The sequence below is a fragment of the Streptomyces sp. NPDC001348 genome (genome assembly GCF_053597535.1).
Map to the genome: position 1 here is coordinate 63,648 of NZ_JBSFIK010000013.1, position 21,275 is coordinate 84,922.

20 protein-coding genes are annotated in these 21,275 nt (G+C 71.7%); 9 read left to right on the forward strand and 11 right to left on the reverse strand.

The genetic code is table 11. The features are described 5' to 3' along the window. The first annotated feature begins 24 nt into the window (after positions 1-24). Together ACWC21_RS16160 and ACWC21_RS16165 are read left to right on the forward strand one after the other, a co-directional pair. Positions 25-693, forward strand: a complete 669-nt coding sequence (locus ACWC21_RS16160) for a potassium-transporting ATPase subunit C (RefSeq protein ID WP_450882163.1) — start codon at positions 25-27, stop codon at positions 691-693. Positions 694-1,565: 872 nt separating this feature from the next. Continuing rightward, positions 1,566-2,042, forward strand: coding sequence for a bifunctional DNA primase/polymerase (locus ACWC21_RS16165; protein WP_450882165.1), 477 nt, complete (start codon positions 1,566-1,568; stop codon positions 2,040-2,042). A 474-nt stretch (positions 2,043-2,516) separates the two neighbouring features. Here ACWC21_RS16165 and eutC read toward each other — a convergent pair whose 3' ends face one another. Together eutC and ACWC21_RS16175 are read right to left on the reverse strand one after the other, a co-directional pair. Continuing rightward, positions 2,517-3,287: an ethanolamine ammonia-lyase subunit EutC gene (eutC, locus tag ACWC21_RS16170; protein ID WP_450882167.1), complete on the reverse strand. Its 771-nt coding sequence runs from the start codon at positions 3,285-3,287 to the stop codon at positions 2,517-2,519. Beyond that, positions 3,284-4,675: an ethanolamine ammonia-lyase subunit EutB gene (locus ACWC21_RS16175; protein WP_450882169.1), complete on the reverse strand. Its 1,392-nt coding sequence runs from the start codon at positions 4,673-4,675 to the stop codon at positions 3,284-3,286. Before ACWC21_RS16175 ends, eutC begins: the two co-directional genes overlap by 4 nt. A gap of 161 nt (positions 4,676-4,836) precedes the next feature. Between ACWC21_RS16175 and ACWC21_RS16180 the strand changes: the two genes are divergently transcribed. Then, positions 4,837-6,348, forward strand: a complete 1,512-nt coding sequence (locus ACWC21_RS16180; RefSeq protein ID WP_450882171.1) for an APC family permease — start codon at positions 4,837-4,839, stop codon at positions 6,346-6,348. A 416-nt stretch (positions 6,349-6,764) separates the two neighbouring features. On the opposite strand, the gene exaC is transcribed toward ACWC21_RS16180, so the two are convergent. The 3 genes from exaC to ACWC21_RS16195 all read right to left on the reverse strand — a co-directional run bounded on the left by exaC (position 6,765) and on the right by ACWC21_RS16195 (position 10,329). Continuing rightward, the gene (gene exaC, locus ACWC21_RS16185) at positions 6,765-8,288 is read right to left on the reverse strand and encodes an acetaldehyde dehydrogenase ExaC (RefSeq protein WP_450882173.1); all 1,524 of its coding nucleotides are present in this window, start codon (positions 8,286-8,288) and stop codon (positions 6,765-6,767) included. 94 nt (positions 8,289-8,382) lie between these two features. Then, positions 8,383-9,663 carry a GAF domain-containing protein gene (locus ACWC21_RS16190; RefSeq protein ID WP_450882175.1) on the reverse strand — a complete coding sequence of 427 codons (1,281 nt, stop codon included), beginning with the start codon at positions 9,661-9,663 and terminating at the stop codon, positions 8,383-8,385. A 66-nt stretch (positions 9,664-9,729) separates the two neighbouring features. Further along, positions 9,730-10,329: an N-acetylmuramoyl-L-alanine amidase gene (locus ACWC21_RS16195; protein WP_450882177.1), complete on the reverse strand. Its 600-nt coding sequence runs from the start codon at positions 10,327-10,329 to the stop codon at positions 9,730-9,732. 541 nt (positions 10,330-10,870) lie between these two features. Between ACWC21_RS16195 and ACWC21_RS16200 the strand changes: the two genes are divergently transcribed. Continuing rightward, on the forward strand, positions 10,871-11,812 hold the full coding sequence (locus ACWC21_RS16200; RefSeq protein WP_450882179.1) for a DUF4232 domain-containing protein: 942 nt from the start codon (positions 10,871-10,873) through the stop codon (positions 11,810-11,812). Here the strand turns inward: ACWC21_RS16200 and ACWC21_RS16205 are convergent. From ACWC21_RS16205 to xylB, 3 genes are all read right to left on the reverse strand, one after another. Beyond that, positions 11,781-12,275, reverse strand: a complete 495-nt coding sequence (locus ACWC21_RS16205) for an NUDIX hydrolase (RefSeq protein ID WP_450882181.1) — start codon at positions 12,273-12,275, stop codon at positions 11,781-11,783. The genes ACWC21_RS16200 and ACWC21_RS16205 overlap by 32 nt on opposite strands. Beyond that, entirely contained in the window at positions 12,272-13,480 is a 1,209-nt protein-coding gene (locus ACWC21_RS16210; protein WP_450882183.1) for an ROK family protein, read from the reverse strand. Before ACWC21_RS16210 ends, ACWC21_RS16205 begins: the two co-directional genes overlap by 4 nt. Before the next feature lie 103 nt (positions 13,481-13,583). Then, positions 13,584-15,029 carry a xylulokinase gene (gene xylB / locus ACWC21_RS16215; protein ID WP_450882185.1) on the reverse strand — a complete coding sequence of 482 codons (1,446 nt, stop codon included), beginning with the start codon at positions 15,027-15,029 and terminating at the stop codon, positions 13,584-13,586. A 145-nt stretch (positions 15,030-15,174) separates the two neighbouring features. Here xylB and xylA point away from each other — a divergent pair, with 145 nt between their 5' ends. The 3 genes from xylA to ACWC21_RS16230 all read left to right on the forward strand — a co-directional run bounded on the left by xylA (position 15,175) and on the right by ACWC21_RS16230 (position 17,228). Beyond that, positions 15,175-16,341: a xylose isomerase gene (gene xylA / locus ACWC21_RS16220; protein WP_450882187.1), complete on the forward strand. Its 1,167-nt coding sequence runs from the start codon at positions 15,175-15,177 to the stop codon at positions 16,339-16,341. Between the two features lie 149 nt (positions 16,342-16,490). After that, positions 16,491-16,889: a hypothetical protein gene (locus ACWC21_RS16225; protein ID WP_450882189.1), complete on the forward strand. Its 399-nt coding sequence runs from the start codon at positions 16,491-16,493 to the stop codon at positions 16,887-16,889. A gap of 156 nt (positions 16,890-17,045) precedes the next feature. After that, positions 17,046-17,228, forward strand: a complete 183-nt coding sequence (locus ACWC21_RS16230) for a hypothetical protein (protein ID WP_450882191.1) — start codon at positions 17,046-17,048, stop codon at positions 17,226-17,228. A 96-nt stretch (positions 17,229-17,324) separates the two neighbouring features. Here ACWC21_RS16230 and ACWC21_RS16235 read toward each other — a convergent pair whose 3' ends face one another. Together ACWC21_RS16235 and ACWC21_RS16240 are read right to left on the reverse strand one after the other, a co-directional pair. Beyond that, the gene (locus ACWC21_RS16235) at positions 17,325-18,173 is read right to left on the reverse strand and encodes a hypothetical protein (protein ID WP_450882193.1); all 849 of its coding nucleotides are present in this window, start codon (positions 18,171-18,173) and stop codon (positions 17,325-17,327) included. Positions 18,174-18,317: 144 nt separating this feature from the next. Next, a complete protein-coding gene (locus ACWC21_RS16240; RefSeq protein ID WP_450882381.1) occupies positions 18,318-18,614 on the reverse strand; it encodes a hypothetical protein in 297 nt (98 codons plus the stop codon). A gap of 99 nt (positions 18,615-18,713) precedes the next feature. Between ACWC21_RS16240 and ACWC21_RS16245 the strand changes: the two genes are divergently transcribed. Continuing rightward, positions 18,714-19,619, forward strand: a complete 906-nt coding sequence (locus tag ACWC21_RS16245) for an oxygenase MpaB family protein (RefSeq protein ID WP_450882195.1) — start codon at positions 18,714-18,716, stop codon at positions 19,617-19,619. Between the two features lie 123 nt (positions 19,620-19,742). Here ACWC21_RS16245 and ACWC21_RS16250 read toward each other — a convergent pair whose 3' ends face one another. Next, complete coding sequence (locus ACWC21_RS16250; protein WP_450882197.1) at positions 19,743-20,342, reverse strand: class I SAM-dependent methyltransferase; 600 nt, start codon at positions 20,340-20,342, stop codon at positions 19,743-19,745. A 152-nt stretch (positions 20,343-20,494) separates the two neighbouring features. On the opposite strand from ACWC21_RS16250, the gene ACWC21_RS16255 reads away from it, so the two are divergent. Next, positions 20,495-21,268 carry an MHYT domain-containing protein gene (locus ACWC21_RS16255; RefSeq protein ID WP_450882199.1) on the forward strand — a complete coding sequence of 258 codons (774 nt, stop codon included), beginning with the start codon at positions 20,495-20,497 and terminating at the stop codon, positions 21,266-21,268. The last annotated feature ends 7 nt before the right edge of the window (positions 21,269-21,275 follow it).

The following is a 21,275-nucleotide window of genomic DNA, read 5'->3' on the forward strand; positions in this document are numbered from 1 at the left end:
CTTTCCGAAGGCGTGCTGATCACCATGAACAACTCCGTATCCAGCACATTCCGGTTGCTCGGGGCGGGCCTGCGCGCCCTCCTGGTGCTGACCATGGTCACCGGCGTCATCTATCCGCTGGTCGTCACCGGTGTGGCGCAGGCGCTGTTCCACGACAAGGCGAACGGCTCCGAGATCAGGGCGGACGGCAAGGTCGTCGGCTCGTCCCTGATCGGGCAGTCGTACAACCTGCCGCCGAAGAAGGGCCGGCGGACCCCCGACCCCGACCTGAAGTGGTTCCAGGGCCGTCCGGCCAACGGGCTCGGCGGCAACAGCGTCAACACCCGTTACAAGTTGCTGCTGTCCGGCGCCACCAACCTCTCCGCCGACAACAAGGACCTGATCCAACAGGTGAAGGACGCGAAGGCGGCCGTCATCAAGGACAACTCGGTGCCCGGCTACACGGTCAGGGCCTCCGAGGTGCCCGCCGACGCGGTCACCTCCTCCGGCTCCGGCCTGGACCCGGACATCTCCCCGCAGTACGCGGAGATCCAGGTCCACCGGGTCGCCGTCGAGAACGGCCTGCCGGCCTCCCAGGTCGAGAAGCTGGTCAAGGACCACACCGAGGGCCGCACGCTCGGTTTCATGGGCGAGCCCCGGGTGAACGTCCTCGAGCTCAACGTCGCGCTCAAGGATATTCTGGCCAGGCGTTGACGGGATCACGCGACATGCGCGGCACGCTGCCGGCCACCGGCTTGTCGCCCGTCGTCGCCGACGGTGCCTGTTGCCACGAGCCAAGGCACCATCACCGTTAGGACCGCCCGGGCGGGCCGGTGCCCTCCACACGGCACGTCACCAGGGGTTTCCCTGCTCCAGAAGAACCCAGGTTTCTTCGGGCTGTAGGAACAGAGGATGTTCTTCGTCTGCTGGTGGTACGAGCCTTGCGTGCTCGTGACCAGCAGAAATAGCCGCGCCTTGCACGGGTGGCGAGTAAATGGCCCGGGAATGGTCCGGATCTTGGTCTGAGGTCCAGGGGCGGCGCACACTCGGTCCGCGCGGGGTGGGTGGACCTCCGGTGGACCGCCCAGTATCTCCACGACCCGGCCGACTTCGACTCCGATCAGCAGGGACACTCCGGCAAGACTGCTCGGACAGCAAGGGCCCACGCTGATGGAGAAGTTGATGCAGGATCACCTCGACCTACGGGCGAGGACGGAAAAGTGGACCAGATCGCCCGGCTGGGTGCGGGGGTCTGTGAGCTGAGTGATGAGCCGGCTTCGTCCACTGCGACCAACTGGAGCCGCCGATGGGTACGGGAATCCTGGAGTCGCAGACGATCAGCGGCGTAGCCACTTGCGAATACGTTGGGCCAGGTCGGGCGGGCAGTCGGGGGACTGAGCCAGGGGGAGGGCGCGATGGCCGGGGCTTCGGCGTTCGTGGACGGCGAATGCCTCGGCGATCGCCCCCTTCGTGCCCGGGGCCCGAGACGGGCCACAGCTCGGTGACCAACCACTCCGCGAACGGCGGATTGTTCTTCGGCACCGGCTTCCACTGCTGCGAGTGCGGCGCCGACCACGAGTACCACGGTGCTTGCTGACCCGGCCTCGACCACGGCTGCGGCTGTCGACCTGGCCGGGCTGGCGGTGTTCCCGATCCCGCCCGGCGGGCGGTGGCCCGCCGCTGGCGGGTGGCACGCACGCTGCCTGAGCGTCCCCGCCCGCGTACGGGATACGTGGCGGGCCGGCGACAACGTCGCCGTCGGCTGCCGGGCCTCGCGTGTGGCCGGGCTGTACCTGGACCTCGCCGGTGACGGGCGGGCCGTGCTCGCCGCACTCGCTGCCCGGCTCGGCGCGGAGTGGCCGGACACCTTGACGGTGCGGACCCCGAGGGGGGTGCCCCTCTCTGTTTCCCAGTCTGAGCTGATGAGGCCGCTTGAGTCACTGGTCCGTTGTCAAGGCCGCCAGGATCTGCACGCCGGTCCGGCTGCCCCGGGCGTCGGAGAGGTGTACGGCGAGCAGGAGATCGTCGGCGGGTTCGGCTTGGCTACGTTCGGCACGAAGTAGACATACGACGACCAGGCGCCGTAGTCGGTGCCGTCATAGGTCCGTCAGGAACTGGTCGGCGACCGACATCAGGAGGCGGGTGCGGTCCCCGCGCCAGGCCCCCGTGGGCCCCCACCCATCCGGACCGCGCACCAGGAGCGTGTCGTGGTCTGCAATCCCCTTGCTGCGCCGCACAGTTCTCCCGTCCGGAGTGGTCACGCAACCGCTTCATCCGGCACCGGGCGGGACACCAGTTCCCGCAGCCGCCGCCGCACCGGATCCGCCACCACCGCTCGGTCTGGTTGCACTGACTGGCCTGCTTCCGCGACCCGGGGTTGTCCCAGGTGACGTTCTCCCGGACCCACTCCAGCGCCTCACCGGTCGTCGAGGAGATCCAGCATCGCCTCGAAGCCGTCGGAGTCGGTGCCGCTCATCGTCGGTCGCTCTGTCGTCAACGTCATGATGCGCCCCCGGCCCTCGCAGACCAGTCACCACTCAGAGTATCCGCTCGCCTACTGCTTCGTGATCGCTTTCGTCCTTCAGTCCCACCCCGGTGATCCCCAGCTCCCGCCCCCTCCCCATCAAGCCCGCCAACTTCCCCGCTGCCAGCTCATACGTCAGGCCCAGGGGCGGCCGGATGTTGCTCAGGCAGTTGCGGTCCGCGTCCGTCGTCTCCCCCGGCCTCGGCCGGTACGTCAGGTACGCGCCCAGCGAGTCCGCCGCCGACATCCCCGGTCGTTCGCCCACGAACACGACCACCATCGCGGCTCCCATCGCGGACGCGATGTCGTCGCCGAGGGCCACCCGGGCCTGTTCGGCCAGTACCACCGGTGCCACCCGCCATCCCACGAGCCGCGCTACCGTGCCCCGTACCATCGCCGCCGCGTGCTCGTGCACGGCCCGGCTGGACAACCCGTCCGCGACCACGAACACCACATCCCAGTCGCCGACGGGCAGATGCGCGCGGTTCATCGGGTCCAACCAGCGGCCCAGATCGGGGCGTTGGAGGTACGTGAGGCGGTCACCCGCCGCGCTGCGGACCCGTACCGTCTCCCTTCCCGCGAGCCCCGCCGCCACCACCTCCGGCTCGAACGGCGAGTGCACCGCGTCCCGTGCTGCCGCGTGCGCGGACTGGAGTTCCAGCCGGTGCCGCGTCGGCAGCGAGGTGCCCGCGCGGCCGAGGCCGATACGGGCCTGGGTGTGCCGGCGCAGCGCGGACCAGAGGGGCAGGTTCCTGACGGTGAGATCGACTTGGCCGTTCGTCATGCCGCCAGTTCCCTTCCGATCGCCATCAGGGGATGCGCCGAGTCCGACGGCACCTCCCTGATCGAACCCGCCTCGTCCAGCAGACCGATCGACCCCAGCCATGCCTCGAACTCCGGTGCCGGGCGCAGGCCGAGGACCTCACGGAGGTACAACGCGTCGTGGTAGGAGGCCGATTGGTAGTTGAGCATGATGTCGTCGCCGCCCGGCGTGCAGATCACGAACGACGCGCCCGCGACGCCGAGCATGGTCAGCATGGTCGCCACGTCGTCGTCATCGGCGTCGGCGTGGTTCGTGTAGCAGATGTCCAGGCCCATGGGGAGGCCGAGGAGTTTGCCGCAGAAGTGGTCCTCCAGGGCGGCGCGGAGGATCTGGCGGCCGTCGTAGAGGTACTCCGGGCCGATGAAGCCGACGACCGTGTTCACCAGCAGGGGCTCGTAGCGCCGGGCCACCGCGTACGCCCTCGCCTCCACCGTCTGCTGGTCCACACCGTGGTGCGCGTCGGCGGACAGGGCGCTGCCCTGGCCGGTCTCGAAGTACATGACGTTGTCGCCGACCGTCCCCCGGCCGAGCCCGCGCGCCGCCTCGTGCGCCTCGTCCAGGAGGCCGAGCGTGACACCGAAGGAGGCGTTCGCCGCCTGGGTGCCGGCGATGGACTGGAAGACCAGGTCGACGGGGGCGCCCTGCTCCATCAGCTGCACGCTCGTCGACACGTGGCACAGCACCGAGGACTGGGTCGGGATCGAGTACCGGCCGATCACACCGTCCAGCAGCTCCAGCAGTGCCCTCGTCGCCTTCGGGCTGTCCGTCGCCGGGTTGATGCCGATCACCGCGTCGCCGGAGCCGAGCAGCAGGCCGTCCAGCAGGGCCGCCGCCACTCCCGCCGGGTCGTCCGTCGGGTGGTTGGGCTGGAGGCGGGTGGCCAGCCGCCCCGGCAGTCCGATCGTCGAGCGGAACGCCGTCACGACCCGGACCTTGCGGGCCACGGCGACGAGATCGGCGTTGCCCATCAGCTTCGAGACCGCCGCGGCCATCTCCGGGGTCAGCCCGGGCGCCACCGTCGACAGCGCCTCGCTCCCCGCCGCCAGCAGCCATTCCCTCAGCTCGCCGACCGTCATCCCGCCCACGGGCGCGAAGGCCGCCGCGTCATGCGTGTCGAGGATCAACCGGGTCACGTCGTCGGTCTCGTACGGGATCACCGGCTCGGTCAGGAAGGTCGCGAGCGGCACCTCGGCGAGGGCCCAGCGCGCGGCGACCCGTTCCTGGGCGCTCGCGGCGGCGAGGCCGGCGAGCCGGTCGCCGGAGCGCTCGGGGCTCGCGGCGGCGAGGAGGTGCGCGAGGGAGCCGAAGCGGAAGCGTTCGACGCCGAGTGTGGACGTGTAGACGGTCATGGCGGTGACCGTACGAGCCGTGTGTTGCCCACAGGTTGCGTCAGGTTTCTAAAGGTCTGGTTGACAAACATTTAACGCCCCGAGACCCTTGCCCGACTCATTCGGGCTACAGAGTTCCGGTCCAGTGCAAGCAGCGAGCAGCAGGAGAGGGGCCACCGGCGATGGCAGTGGACGAAAGAGTCGCCCCGGCGACGGAATCGGGCGACGAAAGCAGGGTTCACCGGCTCAAGCCCAACGCGATCGGTCTGCTGGGCGTGGTCTTCATGGCCGTCGCGACGGCCGCCCCGATCACCGCGATGACCGGCAACGTGCCCTTCATGGTGTCGTCGGGCAACGGCATAGGCGCCCCGGCGAGCTATCTCGTCGCAATGGTCGTCCTGGCAATCTTTTCGGTCGGCTTCACGTCGATGGCGAAGCACATCACGTCCACCGGCGCCTTCTACGGTTTCATCTCCTACGGCCTCGGCCGCACCGCGGGCCTCGCCTCCGGCCTCCTTGCGACCTTCGCCTACGTCGTCTTCGAGCCGGCGCTGATCGGCATCTTCTCGGTCTTCGCCAACACAACGCTCAAGGACCAGACAGGCGTTGACGTCCCGTGGTGGGCGTTCGCGATCCTGATGCTCGCCGTCAACGCGACCGGCACCTGGTTCGGCGTCAGCGTCGCCGAGAAGCTGCTCGTCGTGCTCCTCGGCACCGAGGTCACCGTCCTCGCGGCCATGGCCATCTCGGTCGCCCTGCACGGGGGCGGCCCTCACGGCTTCACCTTCGGCCCGGTCAACCCGGTCAACGCCTTCAAGGGGACCTCCGCCGGCCTCGGCCTCTTCTTCGCCTTCTGGTCTTGGGTCGGCTTCGAGTCGACTGCGATGTACGGCGAGGAGTCCCGCGACCCGAAGAAGATCATCCCCAAGGCGACGATGATCTCGGTCCTCGGCGTCGGTGTCTTCTACGTCTTCGTCTCCTGGATGGCCATCATCGGCAACGGGGAGGCGGAGGCCGTGAAGGCCGCGTCCTCCCCGAACCCCCTCGCCCTCTTCTTCAACCCCACCGAGCACTACGTCGGCCACTGGGCGGTCGTCGTCATGCAGTGGCTGATGATCACCGGCTCGCTGGCCTGCGGCATGGCCTTCCACAACTGCGCCGCCCGCTACATGTACGCGCTGGGCCGCGAGGGCGTCCTGCCGTCCCTCAAGCGCACGGTCGGCCGCACCCACGCCAGGCACGGCTCCCCGCACATCGCGGGCCTGGTCCAGACGGCCGTGTCCGCCGTCCTCATCGGCGCGTTCTGGGCGGCCGGCAAGGACCCGTACAACGCGCTGTACGTCCTCCTCGCGATCCTCGGCACGATGGCGATCCTGGTCGTCCAGGCCGTCTGCTCCTTCGCGGTGCTGGTCTACTTCCGCAGGAACCACCCCGAGAGCCGCCACTGGTTCAGGACCTCCGCCGCCCCGCTCATCGGCGGCATCGCGATGCTCGGCGTGGTCGTCCTGCTGGTGTCCAACATGGGCGTCGCCGCGGGCACGGAGTCCGGCTCGCTGCTGCTGAAGGCGACGCCGTGGCTGGTGGCCCTGGTCGCGGTGACGGGCATCGGCTACGCCCAGTACCTCAAGCACCGCTCCCCCGAGCGGTACTCCCTGCTGGGCAGGACGGTGCTGGAGGAGACCAAGGAGCGGTAGGGGCATGAACGGTGTCAGGGGTACGGGGTGTGGGGTCACCCCGTACCCACCTCCCGACCGAGGTTGACCGTGGCGCGAGGCGACGGCCCGCGGCCCCAGTGGCTGCGCCGAGACCTGCGTGGGCGTCGGCGTCGCCGCGAAATGCCCCTCGCGCCCGCCAGGGCCCCGGCGGCGATCGCCACGGCGGTGGCGGGCGCACGCTCGGGGCAGACGTCCGCGCGTTCCGGTCCCCTGCCCGGCTACACCACTTCACGGGACGCGATCCCTCCTGCAGCGCCCGATATCCGAGGCGAGCACCGCGTGCGGCACTGACAACGGCCTTGTCCACGCCGGGTGTGGCTCGCGGGATGACGTTCTCCAGCGCATATTGGTCCGTGACTGGTCCGAGTGGAACTCCGCTGGGCGCCAGAGAGTAACTAGAAGAACCCGAGTTTCTTCGGGCTGTATGAAACGAGCAGGTTCTTCGTCTGCTGGTAGTGCTCCAGCATCATCTTGTGCGTCTCGCGGCCGATTCCCGACTGCTTGTAGCCCCCGAACGCCGCATGCGCCGGATACGCGTGGTAGCAGTTCGTCCAGACCCTGCCCGCCTGGATCGCGCGGCCCGCGCGGTACGCCGTGGTGGAGTCCCGGGTCCAGACGCCGGCGCCGAGGCCGTACAGGGTGTCGTTGGCGGTCTTGACGGCGTCGTCGAAGTCGTCGAAGGAAGTCACGGAGACCACCGGGCCGAAGATCTCCTCCTGGAAGATCCGCATGCGGTTGTCGCCTTCGAAGATGGTCGGCTGGACGTAGTAGCCGCCCTTCAAGTCGCCGTCGTACTCGATGCGTTCGCCGCCGGTGAGTACCTTGGCGCCCTCCTGCCGGCCGATGTCCAGGTAGGAGAGGATCTTCTCGAGCTGGTCGTAGGAGGCCTGGGCGCCGATCATGGTGTCGGTGTCGAGAGGGTGCCCGGGCTTGATCAGCCGGGTGCGGGCGACGGCGGCCTCGAGGAACTCCGCGTAGTGGCCACGCTGGATGAGCGCCCGGGACGGGCACGTGCACACCTCGCCCTGGTTGAGCGCGAACATGGTGAAGCCCTCGAGCGCCTTGTCACGGAACTCGTCGTCATGGGCCCAGACGTCGTCGAAGAAGATGTTGGGCGACTTGCCGCCGAGCTCCAGTGTGACCGGCTTGATGTTCTCGGAGGCGTACTGCATGATCAGCCGCCCCGTGGTGGTCTCCCCGGTGAACGCGACCTTCGCCACCCGCGGGCTGGACGCCAGCGGCTTGCCCGCTTCCACGCCGAAGCCGTTGACGATGTTGACCACGCCCGGCGGCAGCAGGTCCGCGATCAGGCTCATCCAGTAGTGGATGGAGGCCGGGGTCTGCTCGGCGGGCTTGATGACGACCGCGTTGCCCGCCGCGAGCGCCGGAGCCAGCTTCCAGACCGCCATGAGGATCGGGAAGTTCCAGGGGATGATCTGTGCGACGACGCCGAGAGGTTCGTGGAAGTGGTAGGCCACGGTGTCGTCGTCGATCTCGCCCAGGGAACCCTCCTGGGCGCGGATCGCACCGGCGAAGTAGCGGAAGTGATCGATCGCCAGCGGGATGTCGGCCGCCAGCGTCTCGCGCACCGGCTTGCCGTTCTCCCAGCTCTCGGCTACCGCCAGCGGCTCCAGGTGGGCCTCCATACGGTCGGCGATCTTCAGCAGGATGCCGGAGCGTTCCGTCACCGACGTACGTCCCCAGGCGGGTGCGGCCGCGTGCGCGGCGTCGAGCGCCCGCTCCACGTCCTCCGCGGTGCCGCGCGCGATCTCGGTGAACGGCCGGCCGTCGACCGGCGAGGGGTTCTCGAAGTACCGCCCCTTGGCCGGCGGCACGTATGCGCCGCCGATGAAGTGGTCGTAGCGCGTCTGGTAGGAGACGATCGCGCCCTCGGTGCCGGGCGCCGCGTAACGGGTCATGCTGGTCTGCCTCCCGGTGAAGTACTGCCCGCCGTTGGGCAGCTCTGCGCGCGAGGCTAGGCACCCGGACGTTGCGGGGACGTTGCGCGTCCGGTCAGCGCGCTGCCCGGCGGGCGTGGGCTCCCGGTTCCGCCGCCAGTTCCGACTCCAGGGCCCTGAGCCGCGCCCGCACCGCCGCGGTCGGCCGCACCGCCGCGAGTGCCCGCCACACCTCGAGGTCGTCCTCGCCCCAGGGGGCGTGCGCCCAGTCGGCCAGCAGGTCGGGATCGCGGTGGCCGATCAGGGCGGCACGCAGCCCGTCGGCCAGGCGTTCCCGGATTCTGACCACGGCCGGTGCCCGCGAGGCGGGCAGCAGGGATCCCGAGTACGCCGCCGCAGCAGCCGGCACCGCGCCGGCCCGCAGCCGCCGTTCGACGAGGGCGACGTCGGACTCGACCGGAGCCGTCAGCCGGTAGGGCCGCGACACCAGCAGGCCCGGACCGAGCAGCCTGCGCAGCCGGGCCAGTTCGGCACGCAACGTCACCGGCGGCACGGATTCGTCCTCGTACAGTGCGCACAGCAGTTCGCCACCGGTCAGCCCCTCGGGACGGTGGGCCAGCAGGACCAGCATCTCGCTGTGCCGGCGACTGAGCGTCAGACGTCGGCCGGCCAGCCGCAGACCGGCCTCGTCACGGCCCAGTGCGGTCAGCTCCGGTGCCTCGCCGACGGGTCGCGGCGGCACGAGCAGGGCGAGCTGCGACTCGGCGGCACGCGCCACCGCCTGCACGAAACCCAGGCTGTGCGGGTGGGCCAGCCCGTCGCCGCCGGTGATGTCCACCGCGCCCAGCACCCGGCCGGTGCGGGGATCGTGCACCGGCGCGGCCGCGCAGGTCCACGGCTGTGCCTGCCGGATGAAGTGCTCCGCCGCGAACACCTGCACCGGCCGGCCCACGGCGACCGCCGTGCCCGGCGCGTTCGTCCCGACCGCGGTCTCGGCCCAGCGTGCGCCCGGGACGAAGTTCATCCGGTCCGCCCGGCGGCGGGTGGCCGGGTGGCCCTCGACCCACAGCAGCCTGCCGTGCGCGTCGCACACGGCGAGCAGATGCTCGCCGTCCGAGGCGAACGGCCCCATCAGCTCGCGGACCAGCGGCATCACCCGGGCGAGCGGATGCTCCGCGCGGTAGGCACCCAGGTCTCCGTCGGTCAGCTCCACGCTGGCGGCACCTTCCGGTCCCACGCCGGCCCGCGCGCTGCGCCGCCACGAGTCCGCCACCACCGACCGCACCGGCCGCGGCACGGTGCCCGCCGTGGTGAACGTCTCGTGCGCGCGGCGCAGCACCCGAACGCGTTCGGCGGGGTCGGCGCCCGGCTCCAGCGCCATCCACGGATCGTTCAACTGGGCCTCCCGGACGGCGAAGCGGCTGGGGACATCGTCACCCGGGGTGGTGGCCCGGACAACCGGTCAGGCGAAGTTGACCAGTCTGATGTAGCGGACCCAGTCCCAGTCGGGCCCCGGATCGGTGTGATCGGTCCCCGGTACCTGGTAGTGCCCGATGATGTGCGCCCGGTCCTTGGGGATGCCGTACGTGTCGCAGACCGCGGCCGTCAGTTTCGCCGACTGCTCGTACAGGGCGTCGGTGAAATAGGCGGGCTGGTCCACCCAGCCCTCGTGCTCGATGCCGATGCTGCGGGTGTTGTAGTCCCAGTTCCCGGCGTGCCAGGCGACGTTCGCCTCGCGCACGCACTGCGCGATGTGCCCGTCGGCGGAGCGCACCAGGTAGTGCGCGGACACCGCCTTCTGCGGGTTCTGGAAGATGGTCAGGGTGTCGGCATACGTCTCCTGGGTGACGTGGATGATCACACGGTCGATCGCGTAGGTGCCGGGGCGGCCGGACGCCGTGTAGTTGGAACTGGTGGCCGGCTGCCACTCGGCGGTCGGATAATCGACCGTCTCGGCCTCGGCGCCGGCCCGTGTGGTGGGCAGCACCGCATGGGGGACGGCGGCGAGTGCCGCGCCTTTGAGCAGGCGTCGTCTGGTGGGCAGGGGTCTGTCCCGGTCCATGGTGGGATCGCCTTCCGGAGTGGGGGGTGGGGGAGTGGGGCTTCGGGGACGGGCGTGGTGAGCGACGGCGGGCTCCGGCCGCGCACAGATGGTCGGTGTCGCACACGTTGGCCAACGGTGGTTCGAGCGCCCGGGTTGCGAACAGACACGCGTCCAGCCCAGTGCATCCGGGCGCAGTCCGGCGACATCGGGCCCCAGTCCCTCGAACGATTCCCCCCGCATGCGTTCCCCCGACCGTGTGTGTTCCCTCGTCGTCCTCGTCACGCCACCGGCGTCCGGCCGTGGTGAGTGCCTCGCCCGACCCGAATCACGGTACGGCGCCTGGGGGTTGGGCAGAAGAGAGGCAAACCGTTCCGTGGATGACGGCGGTTTTGTGGACAACTCGGCCGTCCGATCGGGTGAAGCCCGCACGCGCGTAGCGAGTCGCGAGGCAGCGGAGGAGGGGCCGGAAGCGGGCCTCGGCGCACCTGTGACGGTCCTGTGACCGGAGGAGTGGCTTCCGCCACAGCCCGTCGTGGGCACACCCTGATCGACTCGGCGGATGCGAACCGTCCCCGCCGGCCTCTCCGTCGTCGCCGGCCTGCTGCTCCTCACCTCCTGCGCCCAGAAGGAGACTTCCGCCGAACCGCTCGGCGACGCCACGTGCGGTGCGGCGCTCTCCTCACGGCCCGCCGCGGCCTCCGAGCCCGCGGCCGAGGAGACGGACGGTGTCACGGTCACGGATCAGGGGGATGACGGAGCACGGGACTGCGCCGCGTTCCAGGTCACCAACCGCGCACGTGAGCCCTTCACCTACACGGTCACCTTCGCCTTCCTGTCCGACTCCGGATCGCCGGTGGGCGACGCCGACCGGATCGTGCCGTCCGTCGCACCCGGCCGGACGGTGACCGGCACCGTCCACGCCGACGAACTGCCGGGCGCACAGGGCTGGTCGAGGGTGCGTGTCCAGAAGGTGAGGAGCGTCCCCGCCGACGAGGCTCCGGCGCCCGGCGGCCCCTGCCCCTCCTCTGGGCTGCGTCTGTACGCCGACGAGGGCGATGCCGCCATGGGCCTGCGGGTGGTCGGGCTGCATGTGGTGAACTGCGGGACGCGGACCCGGCGCCTCACCGGCTATCCCCGTGTGAGCCCCCTCGACGAGGACCACCGGCCGCTCACCGGTCTGCGCATCCTGCACGACGGCTCCGCCATCGCGTCCGGCACCGGGGCCGACGGCCCGGCCCGCCCCCTGTCCCTGAAGCCGGGCGAGGCAGCCCACGCCGGCCTGGTGTGGCGCAACACCGTGCTCTCAGGTGCCGCGGTCGGCGTCCCCTACGTCAGGGTCTGGGCGAAGCCGGGGGCCGCGCCGGTGATGGTGACACCGGAACTGGACCTGGGCACCACGGGGAAATTCGCCGTCGGCCCGTGGAAGCGGGACACCTCGGCGGGCCGCGCCCACGGTCCACGCCCACGGGTCACCGGGGCTCCCCCTCCCGCAGACAGGTGACGGCTCCGGACAGGGCGGCCGTGCGCAGGGCGATGAGCGTGGAGATGCGTGCCGTGAGCGGCGCGCGGGCCGCCTCGTCGAGAGCGAACCACCCGTAGCGGTCGTGTTCGGCGCTGAGCCGGACGCGTGCCCCGCCCTCGAGGGTGCCGCCGTGGAAGAAGCAGTCGAGGACCGGTCCGGTCCCCAGTACGTCCACCCGGTGGTCGATGCCGATCAGCGTGGGCACGGGGCCGAGTTCGATGCCCGTCTCCTCCCGCGTCTCCCGCCGCGCCGCCGACCAGGGGTCCTCCCCGTGGTCGACCATCCCGCCGGGCAGCCACCAGGTACCGGCGGCCGGCTGACCGGGCCCGTAGCGCAGGAGCAGGACGCGGCCCCGGCCGTCCAGCAGGACGACGCAGGAAGCGAGGAGAGCCTGCGGCTGGGTCTTGACCCACTCCGCACGGGGTATCCATGTGCCGCTCATCCCCGCTCCGCCACCGTCGCCGGGTCGTCGAGCACCGCGCGTATCACCGAGTGCGCGGCGCCGAGCAGCGGTCCCTCGGGCCCGAGACGGGACACCGACACCGGGCAGGCGGGCCCCGCCGTCCGGCTCGCCAGCTCGGCCTCCAGCGACGGCAGGAGCCACGGCGACAGTCCGGCCAGCGCGCCGCCCAGGACGACGGCCTCGGGGTCGAGCAGGTTGACCGCCCCGGTCAGGGCTATGCCGAGGGCCCTGCCGGCGTCCCGCAGTGCCTGCCGCACGCCCGCGTCCCCCTCGTCGGCCCGCCGGGCGAGCAGCCCGACCAGGTCCTTGCCCGGCTCGAGACCCGCGGCGCGCAGAACCGCTTCCTCTCCGGCGTACTGCTCCAGGCAGCCGCGCCCGCCGCACGCGCACCGGGGCCCGTCCGGGTGGACCGGCACATGGCCCAGCTCGCCCGCGAACCCCCGCGTGCCACGCAGCAGCCGGCCATCCACGACGACCGCGGCACCGATACCGATCTCGGCCGACACATGCAGGAAGTCCGCGGGGGTGTGCGCCCCGAGCCAGAGTTCGGCAAGGGCACCGAAGTTCGCCTCGTTGTCCACGGTCAGCGGGACGCCGGTGGGCAGCAGGGCCGCCAGGTCGGTGTCGTGCCAGTCGAGGTTGGGGGCGCGTACGACCGTACGGTCGTCGCGCGCCACCAGGCCGGGCACCGCGACCGCGAGCCCGGCGGGCCACAGCCCCTCCTGTTCCGCCTCCGCGACGACCCGGCGGACGAGAGCGTCGAGTTCCTCGAGCACCGGTCCGGGCGCACGGCCACGGTTCACGCGGTGCCGGACTGCCCGGGCCCGGACCTCGCCGCGCAGGTCGACCGCGCACACCGCGAGGTGGTCGACGCCGACCTCCGCGCCGATCCCCGCCGGCCCCCGACCGCTGACCGCGAGCGCCGACCCGGGCCGGCCCACGCGGCCCGGCCGCTCGGGGCCCAGCTCCTCCAGCAGTCCCCACCGGATCAGCTCGTCCACCAGGGTGGACACGGCAGCCCGCGTCAGACCGATGCGTGAGGCGACGGCGGCGCGCGAGAGCGGCCCTTCGGCGCGGACGGCATGCATCGCCCGGGCGAGGTTGCGGCGTCGCATGCCCTGCTGGGTGTCCGGGAGTGCCCGGCCGGGGCCGGCCGGGCGGGCCTCGTGCAGCGGTGCGCTCATGCCTGGAGTCAGTCCTCGTCCGTCTTTCCGGTCAGTGCGTCAGTCCCGCCGGTGCGGCACGGCCGCCCCGTTCCCGCGCCGTCGCGCTCCCCGCGGCGGAGTGTCAGCGACCGCCCGTCCCCCGCTCCAGCAGCGGCGCCGCGTCGGAGAGTACCCCGGAGATCCGGGCCAGCGTCTCCTCGTCCCGTTCCACGGCCTGCAGCACCGGTCCGGCCGTGGTGTTCCAGCGCCGCGCGACCGCGGCCGGATCCTCGCCGGTCAGCAGTGCGGCCGCCTGGGCCGCGGCGCCGAGCGCGACGAGTTCCCTGGCCTCGGGGATCTGCACCGGCCGTCCGGACAGGCGCCGTACCGTCTGCTGCCAGGCCGTGCCCCGCGCCCCGCCGCCGATCAGCAGCAGCGGTGCCGTGCGGTCCGCGTCCTCGTCGAGCACCAGGTCCAGCGCGCCGAGCAGAGCGTGCACGGCACCGTCGTACGCCGCCTGCAGGAGCTGCCCGGCGGTCGTGTCGTGGCGCAGGCCGTGCAGGAGACCGGAGGCGTCCGGCAGGTTGGGTGTGCGCTCACCGTCGAGGTACGGCAGGAGGGTGACGGAGGTGCCGGGCTCGACGTCCTCGCGGTCCCGTCCCAGCAGGGCCGCCACCCGGTCGACCGCGAGGGTGCAGTTCAGGGTGCAGGCCAGCGGCAGCCAGTCCCCGCGCGCGTCGGCGAAGCCGGCGACGGTTCCGCTCGGGTCGACGGGACGGTGCTCGGAGACGGCGTACACCGTGCCCGACGTGCCGAGGCTGAGCACCGGGGTGCCCGGGCGCAGCCCGAGGCCCAGCGCGGCAGCCGCGTTGTCGCCGGTGCCGGGGGCCACCAGGGTGCCCTTGGAGAACGGCAGGTCGTGGCTGTCGCGCACCGTCCCGGCCACCTCGCCCGGCCGCACCACCCGTGGCAGCAGCGCTGGGTCGAGCCCCACGCGCGCGAGGATGTCCTCGTCGTACGCCTCGGTCCCGGACGCCCACCAGCCCGTACCGGAGGCGTCGCCGCGGTCGGTGGTGCCCTGGCCGGTCAGATGACCGGTGAGGTAGTCGTGGGGCAGGCGGACGGCCGCGGTGGCACGGACCGCGTCCGGCTCGTGCTCGGCGAGCCAGGCCCACTTCGTGACCGTGAAGGACGCGCCGGGCACGCTGCCGGTCCGCTCCGCCCATGCCTTCGGACCGCCCAGCTCCTCGACGAGCCTGCGGGCCTGCGGCGCCGAACGCACGTCGTTCCACAACAGCGCCGGGCGCACCGGCTCACCCCGGGTGTCCAGGGTGACCAGACCGTGTTGCTGGCCGCCGATCGACACCGCGGCCGCCTCGTGGGCCGCGTCCCCGCACTGGTGGAGCGCCGTGCACAGGGCCTCCCACCACTGCCGGGGGTCGCTCTCCCGGCCGGCTCCGGAGGAGACGGTGTGCGGTGCCTGGCCGCTCGCCACCACCTCTCCGGTGGCCGCGTCGACGACCAGGACCTTGGTGGACTGGGTGGACGAGTCCACGCCGACGACGAGCGGACCCTCGGCTGCTGACATCGGGCTCTCCCTCTTTCCGCGGCTCGCGGGATCTGGTCTCGAGATCCGGCCTCGAGGACATCTTGTCCCTTCCCAGGGACGCGAGCGCATACTAATTTGTAAATCGCCATGACGAAATAGTCGCAAGCGAGCAAGGAGCCGCGGCATGAGCTACCAGCCCACCCCCGAGCACAGGTTCACCTTCGGCCTGTGGACCGTCGGCTGGCAGGGACGGGACCCGTTCGGCGACGCCACGCGCCGTGCCCTCGACCCGGTCGAGACGGTGCAGCGACTGGCCGAGCTCGGCGCGTACGGGGTGACCTTCCACGACGACGACCTGATCCCCTTCGGGTCCTCGGACACCGAGCGCGAGTCGCACATCAAGCGGTTCCGCCAGGCCCTGGACACGACCGGCATGGCCGTGCCGATGGCCACCACCAACCTCTTCACGCACCCGGTCTTCAAGGACGGCGCGTTCACCGCCAACGACCGCGACGTGCGGCGCTACGCCCTGCGCAAGACCGTCCGCAACATCGACCTGGCGGTCGAGCTGGGCGCGAAGACGTACGTGGCCTGGGGCGGGCGGGAGGGCGCCGAGTCCGGTGCCGCCAAGGACGTGCGCGTCGCGCTGGACCGCATGAAGGAGGCCTTCGACCTGCTCGGTGAGTACGTCACCTCCCAGGGCTACGACCTTCGCTTCGCCATCGAGCCCAAGCCGAACGAGCCGCGCGGCGACATCCTGCTGCCCACCGTCGGTCACGCGCTGGCCTTCATCGAGCGGCTGGAGCGCCCGGAGCTGTACGGCGTCAATCCCGAGGTCGGCCACGAGCAGATGGCCGGGCTCAACTTCCCGCACGGCATCGCCCAGGCCCTGTGGGCGGGCAAGCTCTTCCACATCGACCTCAACGGCCAGTCGGGCATCAAGTACGACCAGGACCTCCGCTTCGGCGCCGGTGACCTGCGTGCCGCCTTCTGGCTGGTCGATCTCCTGGAGAGCGCCGGTTACGACGGCCCCCGCCACTTCGACTTCAAGCCGCCGCGGACCGAGGACCTCGACGGGGTGTGGGCGTCGGCGGCCGGCTGCATGCGCAACTACCTCATCCTGAAGGAGCGCGCGGCGGCGTTCCGCGCCGACCCGGAAGTGCAGGAGGCACTGCGCGCCTCGCGCCTGGACGAGCTGGCGCAGCCCACCGCGGCCGACGGCCTGCAGGCGCTGCTCGCCGACCGCACGGCCTTCGAGGACTTCGACGTGGAGGCGGCCGCCGCACGCGGGATGGCCTTCGAGCGTCTCGACCAGCTGGCCATGGACCACCTGCTGGGCGCGCGCGGCTGACCGCACCAGCGTGCCGGTGACGCATACGCGCGCGTGCCGTTGAGGCACGCGCGCGTACTGCTCCGGTCTCGTGCGGTCCATGGCGTGAGCCGGTGTCGACCTCCGTGCGCCGGTCGCTTCCCGGACCGTACGAGGCGATGGTGGACGGTATGACCCCACCGTCCGTACCGCCTCCGCCCCCCGGACCTCCTGACGGCGGCTTCGGACCGCCTGCCGACGGCTCCGACCCCGGCCCGCGAAGACGCCGGGGTCCGCTCTTCGCGGTCCTCGCCGTGCTCGCTGCGGCCGTGGCGGTCCTCGCCGTGGCCCTGATGGCCTCGGGAGGCGACGATCCCCCCGACGGACGGCCCCCGGGGAGCAGCGCTGCTTCCGGTGACTCGCAACGGCCCTCGTTCCGTCTGCCGACCGGACTGCCCAGCGGGCTGCCGCGGGGACTGCCCTCCCGGCTGCCGAGCGGTCTGCCGCCGGTGTTCCCCGGCGGACCGCCGAGCGAGGTGCCGAGCGACCTCGAGTCGGTCGTCGGAGCGTTCCCGGACGCGCTGCCCTGAGGTGGCACCCACCGGATGAGCCGGGAGCAGCGGATCCTCAGGGATGTGTCAGGGCCGAGCCTCAGGGACGTCTCAGGGTCGCGGAGCGGAACCGCGGGAAGCGCGGGCCCGTTTCCACATCAGAGAGCGGCAGTGGCCGCGAAGGAGGCGACGCTCATGTCCAAGAACGCGAAGATCGCCGCAGGAGGTGTGGCGGTCGGGCTCATCCTGCTCATATGGCTGCCCTGGTGGATATCGTTCCTGATCGTCGTGGGAGTGCCGGTGGCCGCGTACCTCGCGCTGGATCCGTCGCAGCGCCGCAGGCTGCGCCGTGTCACGCGCAAGGAACTGGGCCGCTGAAGCGCTGCCGCCCGGGGTGCCTCGTAAGCCACGTGCCTGGGACCGGGGCGGGAGCCGACCGGCCGCCGGCCCGGGCCCGGGGCGTCCCGGGCGGCCTCAGGCGGGACGCACGGCCAGTTTGTCGAGTGCCTCCAGCAGACCGGGCAGCTCGGGGCCCCGGCCCACCGGCAGGACCTCGCCGGGATTCTCGTCGAGCAGCACGAACGCCATGTCGTCGGTGCGGGCCACCATCGACCAGCCGGGGCCGTCGACGCGCAGCGTGCGGGCGTTACCCGGGGCGAACGACGAGCGGACCCGCCCGAGCGGCGGCGGAGTGTCCACGTAGGAGCGTGCCTCGGCGAGTACACGCCGGACACTGCGGTGGCCCGGCGACGGCGCGTCCGCCCCGTCCTCCTGCCCGTCCTTCCCGCTGTCGTGTGCCTCGGCCGGGCTGCTCGGCGTCCGGAAGTTCGCGTCGTCGATCTGCCCCCGCCACATGGCCCACTGCAGGGCGATCTCGTCGGCGCCCAGGCGCCGCTGGGCCGGTCCCCAGCAGGTGGTGTCCGGCGGGGCCAGCGGGGGCCGGTCCGCTGCCTCGGGGGCGGGGTCGTGCGGCGCGGGCACGTTCGGCGCGGCGACGGCGACCGCCAGGGGCCAGCCCGGCAGGGCGGCCACGACGGAACGCTCGTCGGGCGACAGCTCGTACTCCATGCCGCAGTCCCATGACGCGATCGCCACGGCGACCAGCGAGACGTCGTCGATGACGACCGTCCAGCGGGAGCCGTCGCCGTCCTGTCCGAGCACCAGGCCGTAGCCGTCGGCGCGCGGCGCCAGGCCCAGCGCGGCGCACGCCTCCGGGTAGTCGTCGCCCAGCACGCCCGGAAACTGCGCCGGCGTCAGCAGTACCGCCGTCAGTACGTACAGCGCATCGTCCGCGGTGGCGACGACCTCATCCGTCCCGGCCATCCCAGCCTCCCCAGTGGTTCGTCCAACGGCGCGCACCCTAGTGGCAGCAGAACGCGCTTGTCACGACTCCCCCCACACGCGGAGCTGCGGTCTTCTCCCTCCGCCACCGGAAAAAGGGACGAAAGGCCGTCCGTCGGACGCCGGTCAGGCAACGGGCAGCCCGAGCAGGTCACGAGCCACCTTGCGCGGAGACTCCTCCCGTTCCCGGGCCAGCGCGATGACGGCCCGGCACGCCAACTCGCTCACCCCGAACGACAGCGCCTCCGGCGACACCCAGGACGCGGCCTCCTCGATCCCGTCCTGGTCGTCCTCCGCACTGGCCGACACATAGGCGGCCGCGGCATCGAACAGATTGTGCGTGCCCTTTTCACGATCTCCACCAGCGTCCGCGCGCTCGGAGACGCCCAGCCCGGCGATCTTCTCGCGGATCCTGTCCCACATGCGGGCCACCTTCCCCTGCGTGACGTTCCCCAGTTGATCGTCCATCCGTCCCTTCTCAACGTAGAGTTGGAGTCTCGGCGGCAAAAGGGGGATGACGCGGTGAAGCGTTTCGAGCGGCTCGAACGGATCCGTCGGATGGATCCGGTGGCGGACGCCGTGGAGATCTACCGCATCAGCGTCACTCTCGAATTCCCCTGGGACTTCGCCCGGGCCCTGGAGCTGGCCCTGTACCGGACCTACGCCGTGCCGAGCATCGGCCGGCTGCTCGCCGAGACGGCGGAGCTCACCGACCGTACGCAGAAACGCTATGACGACACGTCGCTGCTCCTCGACGCCGTCGTCGAACACGGCTTCGCCTCCGTCCAGGGGCGCACGGCGATCCGCCGCATCAACCAGATGCACCGCAGCTACGACATCAGCAACGACGACATGCGCTACGTGCTGTGCACCTTCGTCGTGACACCGAAGAGGTGGATCGACGCCTACGGCTGGCGCCGGATGTCGCGGCACGAGATCGTCGCCGCCACCGTCTACTACCGCACGCTCGGCCGGCACATGGGCATCACGGATCTGCCGGAGTCCTACGAGGAGTTCGAGGACTGCCTGGACGCCTACGAGGAGGCCCACTTCGCCTGGGACGAGCAGTCGCGCCGGGTCTCCGACGCCACGCTCCATCTCATGACGTCCTGGTATCCCCGGCCCATGGCACCCGTGCTGCGCGCCGCGACGCTCGCCCTTCTCGACGAACCGCTGCTGAGGGCCTTCCGCTACGAGCCGCCCGCGCCCGTCACCACCACGGTCGTGCGGCGTGCGGTCCGGATGCGGGGACGCCTCGTCCGTCTGCTCCCGCCGCGCCGCACACCCCACTACGGACGGCAGAACCGGGAGATCAAGGGTTACCCGAACGGCTACCGGCTGGCCGACCTGGGCACCCGTCCGGTGCCCGGAGTGCGGGGCTGCCCGGTGCGGCACATCGGCAGCTCAGCGGCCGACCCCGTCGAGTGAGGCGAGGGTCTCCCGCAGCCAGGTCAGTTCCGCCCGGCTCGTGGCCCGGGCGGTGGAGTGTTCGACACCCCTGACGCCTTCGTGGCGGCGGTCGCGGGTGTCGGACCGGTCCTCCCGCCGGGCTCAGCCCTCGCGGACGGCCAGAGCCAGGAAGCGTGCGTCCTCGTCGACGTATGACGTCATGCGCCACCCGGAACCGGCCAGAAGCGGGCCCAGGTTGGCCTCGGCGCGCAGGTCGTCCGGGGTGATCCGGCGGCCCTGGCGTGCTGCCAGCGCGGCCCGGCCGACCGGGTGGAACAGTGCCAGGGTGCCGCCCGGCCGCACCACGCGCGCGAGCTCCCGCAGGTTCTCCGCCGGATGCGGCAGATGCGCGATCAGCCCCGCGCCGAACACGGCGTCGAACACTTCGGACCGCAACGGCAGTGCCGCGACGTCGGCCAGCAGCAGCCGGCCCTGACCAGCCCGCCCCGCCCGGACAGCGGCCCGCAGCATCGCCGGGGTCAGGTCCACTCCGATGACGACTCCGGACGGCTCCACGGCCGTGCGCAGCGGTTCCAGGGCGCGTCCCGTGCCGCAGCCGGCGTCGAGCACGCGGTCCCCGGCGCGCAGCCCGAGGCCGGCGACGGCGGCGGCGAAGGCCGGCCCGTCGTCCGGAAACCTGCTGTCCCAGTCGTCCGCCCGGGCGGCGAAGAACTCCTGGACGTGTGTGTGGTCGTCGCTCATGATCTGCATGATCCCTCACCCACATGGAGGGGTGCGCTGTGCGCACGTTCGAGCGTGACGCGATCGTTCCGGTGTACGTCTGCGCCAGATTCCAGCACCTTTCGAAATGCGCCCCCTTCGGAGGTCCCTGTCAGGTCTAGCGTCCCGGGGCCATGGGACACCTGGACCACGCCTCCCTCGGCTGGCTGACCCCCACGTTGTCGTACGCGATGGCGTGCATCGGCGCCGCCCTGGGACTGCGCTGCACCGTCCGCGCGCTCGGCACCACCGGCCGGGCACGCCGCAACTGGCTCCTCACCGCGGCGTCCGCGATAGGCACCGGCATCTGGACCATGCACTTCGTGGCCATGCTCGGCTTCGGCGTCAACGGCACCGACATCCGCTACGACGTGCCGCTCACCATCCTCAGCCTCCTGGTCGCCGTGGTCGTCGTCTGCGCCGGCGTCTTCGCCGTCGGCTACAGCCGTGACCGCACCCGCGCCCTCCTGCTGGGCGGCCTCACCACCGGGCTGGGCGTGGCCAGCATGCACTACCTGGGCATGGCGGCCGTGCGGCTGCACGGCGACGTGACCTACGACCCGGTGCTGGTCGGGGTCTCCGTCCTGATCGCAGTGGTCGCCGCGACCGCGGCGCTGTGGGCCGGGCTCAACATCAAGTCGCCGATCGCGGTCACCGCAGCGTCCCTCGTCATGGGAGCGGCCGTCAGCAGCATGCACTACACCGGCATGTTCGCGGTCCGCGTGCACGTCACCCCCTCCGGCGAGGTCCTGCCCGGGGCCACGGCGATGCAGTTCATCTTCCCCCTCGCCGTCGGCCTCGGGTCCTACCTGTTCATCACCTCGGCGTTCGTCGCACTGTCCCCGACGGCGGGGGAGCGCGAGGCATCCGCCTCCGCGCAACGCCCGGTGCGGAGCCCGGCCCGCTGACCGGCCC

Excerpts from the sequence above, each read along its gene's own strand:
- ACWC21_RS16160 (WP_450882163.1), top strand. The coding sequence starts at position 25 with ATGAACAACTCCGTATCCAGCACATTCCGGTTGCTCGGGGCGGGCCTG.
- eutC (WP_450882167.1), bottom strand. The coding sequence starts at position 3,287 with ATGACGAACGGCCAAGTCGATCTCACCGTCAGGAACCTGCCCCTCTGG.
- ACWC21_RS16175 (WP_450882169.1), bottom strand. The coding sequence starts at position 4,675 with ATGACCGTCTACACGTCCACACTCGGCGTCGAACGCTTCCGCTTCGGC.
- ACWC21_RS16180 (WP_450882171.1), top strand. The coding sequence starts at position 4,837 with ATGGCAGTGGACGAAAGAGTCGCCCCGGCGACGGAATCGGGCGACGAA.
- exaC (WP_450882173.1), bottom strand. The coding sequence starts at position 8,288 with ATGACCCGTTACGCGGCGCCCGGCACCGAGGGCGCGATCGTCTCCTAC.
- ACWC21_RS16195 (WP_450882177.1), bottom strand. The coding sequence starts at position 10,329 with ATGGACCGGGACAGACCCCTGCCCACCAGACGACGCCTGCTCAAAGGC.
- ACWC21_RS16200 (WP_450882179.1), top strand. The coding sequence starts at position 10,871 with ATGCGAACCGTCCCCGCCGGCCTCTCCGTCGTCGCCGGCCTGCTGCTC.
- ACWC21_RS16205 (WP_450882181.1), bottom strand. The coding sequence starts at position 12,275 with ATGAGCGGCACATGGATACCCCGTGCGGAGTGGGTCAAGACCCAGCCG.
- ACWC21_RS16210 (WP_450882183.1), bottom strand. The coding sequence starts at position 13,480 with ATGAGCGCACCGCTGCACGAGGCCCGCCCGGCCGGCCCCGGCCGGGCA.
- xylB (WP_450882185.1), bottom strand. The coding sequence starts at position 15,029 with ATGTCAGCAGCCGAGGGTCCGCTCGTCGTCGGCGTGGACTCGTCCACC.
- xylA (WP_450882187.1), top strand. The coding sequence starts at position 15,175 with ATGAGCTACCAGCCCACCCCCGAGCACAGGTTCACCTTCGGCCTGTGG.
- ACWC21_RS16225 (WP_450882189.1), top strand. The coding sequence starts at position 16,491 with ATGACCCCACCGTCCGTACCGCCTCCGCCCCCCGGACCTCCTGACGGC.
- ACWC21_RS16230 (WP_450882191.1), top strand. The coding sequence starts at position 17,046 with ATGTCCAAGAACGCGAAGATCGCCGCAGGAGGTGTGGCGGTCGGGCTC.
- ACWC21_RS16235 (WP_450882193.1), bottom strand. The coding sequence starts at position 18,173 with ATGGCCGGGACGGATGAGGTCGTCGCCACCGCGGACGATGCGCTGTAC.
- ACWC21_RS16240 (WP_450882381.1), bottom strand. The coding sequence starts at position 18,614 with ATGTGGGACAGGATCCGCGAGAAGATCGCCGGGCTGGGCGTCTCCGAG.
- ACWC21_RS16250 (WP_450882197.1), bottom strand. The coding sequence starts at position 20,342 with ATGAGCGACGACCACACACACGTCCAGGAGTTCTTCGCCGCCCGGGCG.
- ACWC21_RS16255 (WP_450882199.1), top strand. The coding sequence starts at position 20,495 with ATGGGACACCTGGACCACGCCTCCCTCGGCTGGCTGACCCCCACGTTG.